Annotated in this window: 1 pseudogene; it reads left to right on the top strand. The window is 45.4% G+C overall.

From position 1 onward, the window contains the following. A pseudogene (locus tag RT99_RS25440) lies at positions 1-313 on the top strand (hypothetical protein); the annotation flags it as partial.

Here is a 313-nt window from a genome sequence, read left to right as displayed (position 1 = left end):
CGAGGAACCATCTGGATTCATAGGCGCCGGACAATCCTTCTTTGCAACGTCCAAAGCTGGCGGAACGGTAACCTTTAACAATGACATGCGACTTGGAGCTGCCGATAACACACAGTTTTTCAAATCCGCATCAAAAGAAACTACTGATGCACACCACGTATGGCTGAATATGACCAATACAAAGGGAGTTTTCAAGCAAATGCTGGTAGGTTACGTGCAAGGGGCAACCAATGAATACGAGGACCGATACGACGGGGTGAGTTTTAATGCCAATCCGTATGTTGATTTCTATAGTGTTGACAACGGAAACAAT

Source organism: Flavobacterium sp. MEB061 (genome assembly GCF_000834715.1).
In the GTDB taxonomy this organism is placed as follows: Bacteria; Bacteroidota; Bacteroidia; order Flavobacteriales; family Flavobacteriaceae; genus Flavobacterium; species Flavobacterium pectinovorum.
Note: the sequence above shows the minus strand (reverse complement) of the source record. Positions and strands in the feature narration are given on the sequence as shown.